Source organism: Arthrobacter sp. AQ5-05, from assembly GCF_003287975.1.
Classification (GTDB): domain Bacteria; phylum Actinomycetota; class Actinomycetes; order Actinomycetales; family Micrococcaceae; genus Paeniglutamicibacter.
The window spans coordinates 1-798 of record NZ_QMKQ01000093.1 but is presented as its reverse complement, the minus strand read 5'-3'; the positions used below and the strand labels follow the sequence as shown (position 1 = coordinate 798).

Genomic DNA, 798 nt, shown 5'->3' with positions numbered 1-798 from the left:
TCATCACCCGGGTGGCCTTCGGATTCAAAGCACCCGAAGCCCTCATCGGCCTGGCGATGCTCAGCCTCGGAGGCCGGAAACCGGTACTCCCGGGACGGGGATGACCCACGGAAGAGTCAGTAGAGCCAGAAATGGGGCATCTCGTGGGCATCTTCGGCGAGTTCCTCGGAGGCCTGCGAAGGCCTTGCGGTTCACCATCCTTGAGTAGGAGAAAAATTGAGAAATTGGACCCACCAGCAGGCCCGGATCAATGGGTTGCAGATGCACTATGTGGAAGATGGCAACGGACCGCTGGTGGTTCTGCTGCACGGATTCCCGCACACTTGGTTCAGCTGGCGCCACCAAATCAGCGCCCTGGCCGCGGCCGGCTACCGGGTGGTGGCACCGGATCTGCGCGGCATGGGCCAGACCGAGGCCCCCGAGGGGCAAGCTGATTATCGGTGCGATGAAATCACCAAGGACATTTGTGCCTTGCTTGACCATCTGGGCGAAACCCAGGCGGTGTTTTCGGGTATGGATTTTGGCATGTTTGTCGCCTACGACATGGCCTGCGAACATCCCGAACGGGTACGCGGGCTCTTGGGTCTCCAATACCCGGGCTATCCGGCCTACGACCGTTTGCCATCGGAGGTGGAAGCAGAGCGAGGACGGGAGAGCTTCAACCACATGTCTGGGCTGCTTAGGACTTTTCGGACAGCGGATTAGTGGTTTCTCTACGCTGCCGTGGCCGGCTGCTGGTAACTATAGTGGACTTCGTTCGGTCGCCGATAATTGAGCGCCGAATGTCGTCTGCGGCTG

Annotated in this window: 1 protein-coding gene; it reads left to right on the top strand. The window is 60.0% G+C overall.

What is annotated here, in order from left to right:
• Positions 1 to 216 precede the first annotated feature (216 nt).
• Positions 217 to 705, top strand: a complete 489-nt coding sequence (locus DQ353_RS21140) for an alpha/beta fold hydrolase (protein WP_113765144.1) — start codon at positions 217 to 219, stop codon at positions 703 to 705.
• The last annotated feature ends 93 nt before the right edge of the window (positions 706 to 798 follow it).